Annotated in this window: 6 protein-coding genes; all 6 read right to left on the bottom strand. The window is 57.8% G+C overall.

All coding sequences use genetic code 11. From position 1 onward, the window contains the following. On the bottom strand, positions 1 to 417 hold a 417-nt coding region (locus K5905_RS26825; protein WP_297590001.1), incomplete at its 3' end, for a beta-ketoacyl synthase N-terminal-like domain-containing protein. Continuing rightward, positions 414 to 1859: a class I adenylate-forming enzyme family protein gene (locus tag K5905_RS26820; RefSeq protein ID WP_297589998.1), complete on the bottom strand. Its 1446-nt coding sequence runs from the start codon at positions 1857 to 1859 to the stop codon at positions 414 to 416. The genes K5905_RS26820 and K5905_RS26825, both read right to left, overlap by 4 nt. 25 nt (positions 1860 to 1884) lie before the next feature. Next, the gene (locus K5905_RS26815) at positions 1885 to 2439 is read right to left on the bottom strand and encodes a biotin transporter BioY (protein WP_297589995.1); all 555 of its coding nucleotides are present in this window, start codon (positions 2437 to 2439) and stop codon (positions 1885 to 1887) included. Between the two features lie 144 nt (positions 2440 to 2583). Further along, positions 2584 to 3192 carry an energy-coupling factor transporter transmembrane protein EcfT gene (locus tag K5905_RS26810; protein ID WP_297589992.1) on the bottom strand — a complete coding sequence of 203 codons (609 nt, stop codon included), beginning with the start codon at positions 3190 to 3192 and terminating at the stop codon, positions 2584 to 2586. Then, positions 3189 to 3965: an energy-coupling factor ABC transporter ATP-binding protein gene (locus K5905_RS26805; RefSeq protein ID WP_297589990.1), complete on the bottom strand. Its 777-nt coding sequence runs from the start codon at positions 3963 to 3965 to the stop codon at positions 3189 to 3191. Before K5905_RS26805 ends, K5905_RS26810 begins: the two co-directional genes overlap by 4 nt. A 90-nt stretch (positions 3966 to 4055) precedes the next feature. After that, positions 4056 to 5311 (bottom strand): PLP-dependent aminotransferase family protein (locus K5905_RS26800; protein WP_297589988.1); only part of this gene is annotated, 1256 nt, incomplete at its 5' end.

Raw genomic sequence — 5311 nt, 5'->3', positions numbered from 1 at the left:
AACAGGGCCACCTTGCCTATCAAGAGGTCGGTGCATTCTGATCGGTGCGCGGCTGAAGCTTTCGGCCCCGCCTGCAAGCACACAATCGGCAGCTCCCGATTCAATCAGGCGAACACCCTGCAAGATGGCATCCAAGCCAGAGCAGCATTGGGTATCGAGCGTCATCGCCGGCACAGATTGCGGCAAGCCTGCCCTCAAGGCTGCCAAACGGGCCGGGTTGCCACCTGCATAAAGGGCATTTCCAAGAATGACATGATCCACCTGGTTTCCGGACAATCCTGTATCGCGGACCAATGCGGCCAGAACCGGAGCTGCCAACTCGTCCGCCTGATAGGCGGACAAGTCACCGCCACGCGGCGCAACCGGTGTTCTGCGTGCTGCAATGATGAATGCCGAGGGTCTGCCGGAGCTGCTCATACCGACGGTCCACTCCCTGACAGATCCGCCATGACACGCTGAATGTCCGGCTTGCCGCCGGCTGTCAGTGGAAGCTCCCGGTAAAAATGTATCCGCCGCGGTACTTTTCCAGATGCGAGCCGCGTTCGGCAATGATGCAAGAGCGACTTCTCAGCTCCAGCCAGAGGCTCCGTCAGCTGCACGGCGGCTTCAAGCCTTTGTCCGCGAACCGGATCTTCCAATCCGGCAACGACCGCTGCCGCCACTTGCGGATGAGCCATCAAAACTGCCTCGACTTCTTCCGGATAGACATTCAGCCCGGAAGTCACAACCATCCGATTGGCCCGTCCGGTCAGGAACAAATAACCATTTGCGTCCAGAAAACCATGATCTCCGAAAGACAACCAGTCATTCTTCCAGCGCGTTTGCGGTTCGTCACCGGTCAGATAACCAGAAAAGAGCAGGGTGCTTTTGACCCAGATTTCGCCCGCTTCGCAGTCCGGGAGAGGTGCGTCAGGGTCTCCGATAGCGATCTGAACACCGGCCGGTGCTTTGCCAACACTGCCCTGCGGAACGGTATTTGCCGAATTGGAAAGCGTTATGAAACTTGTCTCGGATGCGCCATAGAACTCAATCAGGTCTGCGTTCGGGAAAACGCCTTCAAGTGCTGCCCGGTCGCTGTCTTGCCATTTTGCTCCACTGGCAAGCACCCGGACGACATTGTTTAGCGGGCCGCTGCGTCTTGCTGCTTCGGAAATAAAGTGAAGCTGTGTCGGCGTTGCATAAAGAACCGCGCCTGTTTCGGCTGTCACCAGGCTAGAAAGAATGGAACGCGGATCAAACCGCGCCGCAAGCGAAACTTCCTGACCGCGCGCAAGGCCACAGACCGCGCCATAAAGATGGAGGGAGTGCGTGAGCTGCCCCGCCAGAACAATCCGGTCGGCGGGATCGATACCAAATTCGCGATTGCCGAGCTCGAAACTCCGGAGCCAGGACCCGTGATCCCGGACATATCCCTTTGGTGTGCCGGTCGAGCCGGACGTGAACCCGCAATAAAAGAGGTCTCCCTCTCGAGGTGCCGTGTCACCGGAGGAGTAATTGGAATCCGGTTGCGGCAGGGCCTGACTGTCATGCGGTGCATAGCTATCGGCGTCGATCCGGAGATCCGGCCTTGCCGCCTTCAACACAGTCTCAAGCTGATCTTCCGGCCAGTCCGGATCCATCACCATCGCGATCCGCCCCGTGCGTGCACAGGCGAAAAAACAGATGAGCATCGCCGCAGACTCAGGAAGGAGCAAAGCGACGCGGCCACCTTGCGGCGAAAGACGGCTGATCGTCCGCTCAGCCGCCTCCACTTCTTCAATCAACTCCCGCCAGGTCCAGATGTCCGGGCCGCATCTCAATGCGGTTTTCTCCGGCATGGTCCTGGCGAAGTCTTTCAGCTTGTCACCGATATATGCCATCCGGCAACAGCTCTATCACACGGATCTAGGTGCGCGTGAACACGGCGCCAGGCAGGCCGCGCGCGACCGTCTGCGTGACAATGGCCGTGATCACCACCTTGACCAGGTCACCCGGAATATAGATGGCGCTGCCAATGGCGGCCTTGGACAGGGACAGGCCCGCCACATAGGCAACACCCGGAATGCCGAAGGCATACACCACGCCTATACCGCCGACGACGGCGGACACCGCCGCTGCAACGAGAATATTTGTGCCCTTCATCGAATTCATGATCCAGCCAGCAACAAACGCGCCGACCGGCCAGCCGATCAGGAAGCCAACGGACGGCGTTGCGAAGACGCCTAGGCCACCGCGTCCGCCGGCGAGGATCGGAGCACCAAGCGCGACCAGAAACAGGAACAGAAGTACGGCGAGCCCGCCTCGAACCGGGCCAAGCATGACACCGGCCAGCATCACACCAAGCGTTTGAGCCGTGATTGGCACGCCACCCAGAAAAGGAATTGCGACCGGCGGAACAAGTCCAAGCGCAGCAATCAATGCTGCGTAGAACGCAACATGTACAAGAGAACGGTCAGCCATTTCGTTTTCACACCTCCATATCGGTACATTTCTTAGCGCTGTGATTTGAATTTCGTCAAACTACTCTTGGCGCGTTTCAGATTTGGTCAGTCGGATAGCGCAGCTTCTTGAAAATTGCCAGTCTCATCCACACTACTTCTTGGGTTATCTTGACAGTCCTTGCGAGCCACCTCTTGCTTTTAGTGCCTCAGCCACATTGTCGGACATGCGCAACGATTGAATGGCAAACGGAGCCAGCAGCCGCCAGGACCCTCTTGCACCCGTCCTTGCCTGATAGGCTTCCCGCAATATCGAAAAAACCTGCAACATATGGGGCGCGAACCGAAGAACCAGTGTCACGCCCAGTGCGGGCTTGCGCGACGACAGCCCAAACAATTGCAACGGTTTGAACAGAGGCTGGATCACTTCCAGCATGTCATCCATGCGCGTGGTGATGGAAACCAGATTGGCGGCCAGAAACAGAACGATCAGGCGCATGATAATTGCAACGCCCTCCCAGAAGGTTCCGGACACCCAATGCAGTGCGAGCAGGATCACCAGAAACATTGTCAGTCCACGCAGAAGCTTGAGCTGCGCCAGGCCCTCCCTGCCCAGGGAGGCATAAAGCCCGAGCACAACCGCAAGACAGGGAAGAAAGATCCAGATCGACTTGACCTGAAACAGCAGCAGGCTGGCGATCGCCACCGCCAGAAGCTTGAAGCCCGCCGGTGTTCTATGGATCCAGCTTTCCTTCTGCAGGTAGATCGAAATCAAAGGGCCGCGAGCTCCATTTTGATGCCGGATCTGCCGTCAATGTCCCGGCAGTAAGCAGCCAGGACTTCATGCGGATTCCCATCCATGCGCAATCGGCCGTCTTCCAGCCATAGAATTCGGTCGAAACCCTCGAAATGGCTCAGGTCATGACTGACCATGACGATTTTCTGAGGCAGGGACAGAAGCTTGTCGCGAATGCGGCGAGATGCCAGCGCGTCGAGGCTGGTCATCGGTTCATCCAGCACAAGGAGGCGGGGCTCCATCACCAGGACCGCCAGAATGCAGATCAACTGCTTCTGACCTTCGGAAAGCTCGGCAATGGGAGATGTAGCCAGTTCTGCGCAACCATGACGCTCCAGAAATTCCAATGCCCTGATCCGGCTTTCTGCCTTGTCTGCGCCAAGCTGCGTCAGACCAAAGGCAATTTCTTCTTCAACCGTCGGAAAGATGGCCTGGTGATCCGGATTCTGGAAAACGAAACCGACATGATGCGGCAATTCCTGCTCTGCCTCGGCAAAGCCTGCTCCAAACAATTTCAGATCGCCGGTATCAGGTGTCCTCAGACCATTCAGCATCCGAATGAAAGTGCTTTTGCCCGATCCGTTAAGACCGATGACGCCAATCCGGCGTTCATCGAGCGACAGCGTCAGCCCTTCAAGGATTTTCCTCTGACCGATTGTCAGCCCGACGTTTTCAAACACTGCAAAAGGGCTGGCATTCGCGTCGCAGACGCGCGCGGTTTCTTTTCTTCTCTTGTTAGGCCAGAGAGCCATATCACCTCGCCAAGGGCGCCACAGAACGGCTGACCCGTTCTGTTTCTGCGCGCGCTTATCGACCGGAAAGGGCCTGTTGTCAAAGACGCCTTATCCTACCGGGCGGGTCAAAACTGGCAAATCGGCTAATTGGTCAATGGTAGCCTTGACCCGGTTCAGAGCCCAACGGAACCGGTCATCATTTTCTTCCGAGCCGAAGGTCACGCGCAAATACGGCGCGGGCGAGTGATCCTTGGCCTGAAAATAGCGGGACGAGAGAACCGAGATTCCCTGATGTCCCAGCGCAGCCTGAAGGGCGTCCGCATCGACCTGATCGGGCAATCGCAACCAACCAAAAACCTTGTTGGCGTCTCCTTGCAGAAAATAAGGCGCCAGACAGTCGCGCGCGCTGAGGAACCGCTCCCGATTGGCCTTCCGCTTCAGGCGCAAGGTCTTGAACAGGTGTCCTTCGCGCACCCACCCGGCGATCAGTTCAGCGGTGATCGGCGAAGCCATCCAGGTGCTCTCGCCGATCTTGTTGCGGATCGAATCCTCAAACGGTGCGGGAACGTGGACGAATCCGATCCGGCTGCCCGGTGAGCAAACCTTGGAGATACTCGCAATGGACGCCGTCCGCTCTGGCGCGAGAGCACCAAAGGAAGGCAGGGTCTCCGTCAAAAAGGGCGTATAAGGATCGTCCTCGACAATTTTCAGGTCGTGATCGCGCGCAACCCGGACGAGATTTTCCCGCTCTTCGACCGACATTGTGTGGGTGGTCGGGTTTTGCATATTCGGCATCAGAAAGACGCCTTTCAACGCATGGCTTTCGGCGGCACGAGCCAGAACGTCGGGATCCATGGCGCCAAAGCCCCCGTCGTCACGGCACAGGGCGGGCAAAGGCACGGCTTTCAGACCGAGACTGGAAAGCGAGCTGAAAATCGAAGGATAAGTGAACCGGTCGACCGCAATTGCATCGCCAGTGCGGAACAATGCCTGACACGTCACCTGAATTCCGTGCTGAGCCCCACACGTGACCGCAACCCTGGCCGGGTCTGCTTCCAGTCCATAGTCCTTGAACACAAGCGCACCGGTCTCCCGGTGGGCTTTCAGACCTTCAGAGGGAACAAATCCGTTCAACCGGTCAATCCCTGCCGTTCGGGCCATGCGAACAAGCCCGTCGGACAGACTGGGGTTCAGATGCGGATAGGCAAAGTTTCTGGCAAGATCACAGGCCTCAGGCTCGTCCTCCTTGGGGATCAAGGGTGACACTTTCTGGGTTTCGGATGCGATGTAGGTCCCTCTACCGGTTTCTCCCTTGACCAGCCGCCTGCGCTCTGCCTCCCCATAAGCGCGTGTGATCGTGCCAA

Origin of the sequence: Roseibium sp., from assembly GCF_025698965.1 — a bacterium.
Taxonomy (GTDB): Bacteria; Pseudomonadota; Alphaproteobacteria; order Rhizobiales; family Stappiaceae; genus Roseibium.
Note: the sequence above shows the minus strand (reverse complement) of the source record. Positions and strands in the feature narration are given on the sequence as shown.

Excerpts from the sequence above, each read along its gene's own strand:
- K5905_RS26815 (WP_297589995.1), bottom strand. The coding sequence starts at position 2,439 with ATGGCTGACCGTTCTCTTGTACATGTTGCGTTCTACGCAGCATTGATT.
- K5905_RS26820 (WP_297589998.1), bottom strand. The coding sequence starts at position 1,859 with ATGGCATATATCGGTGACAAGCTGAAAGACTTCGCCAGGACCATGCCG.
- K5905_RS26805 (WP_297589990.1), bottom strand. The coding sequence starts at position 3,965 with ATGGCTCTCTGGCCTAACAAGAGAAGAAAAGAAACCGCGCGCGTCTGC.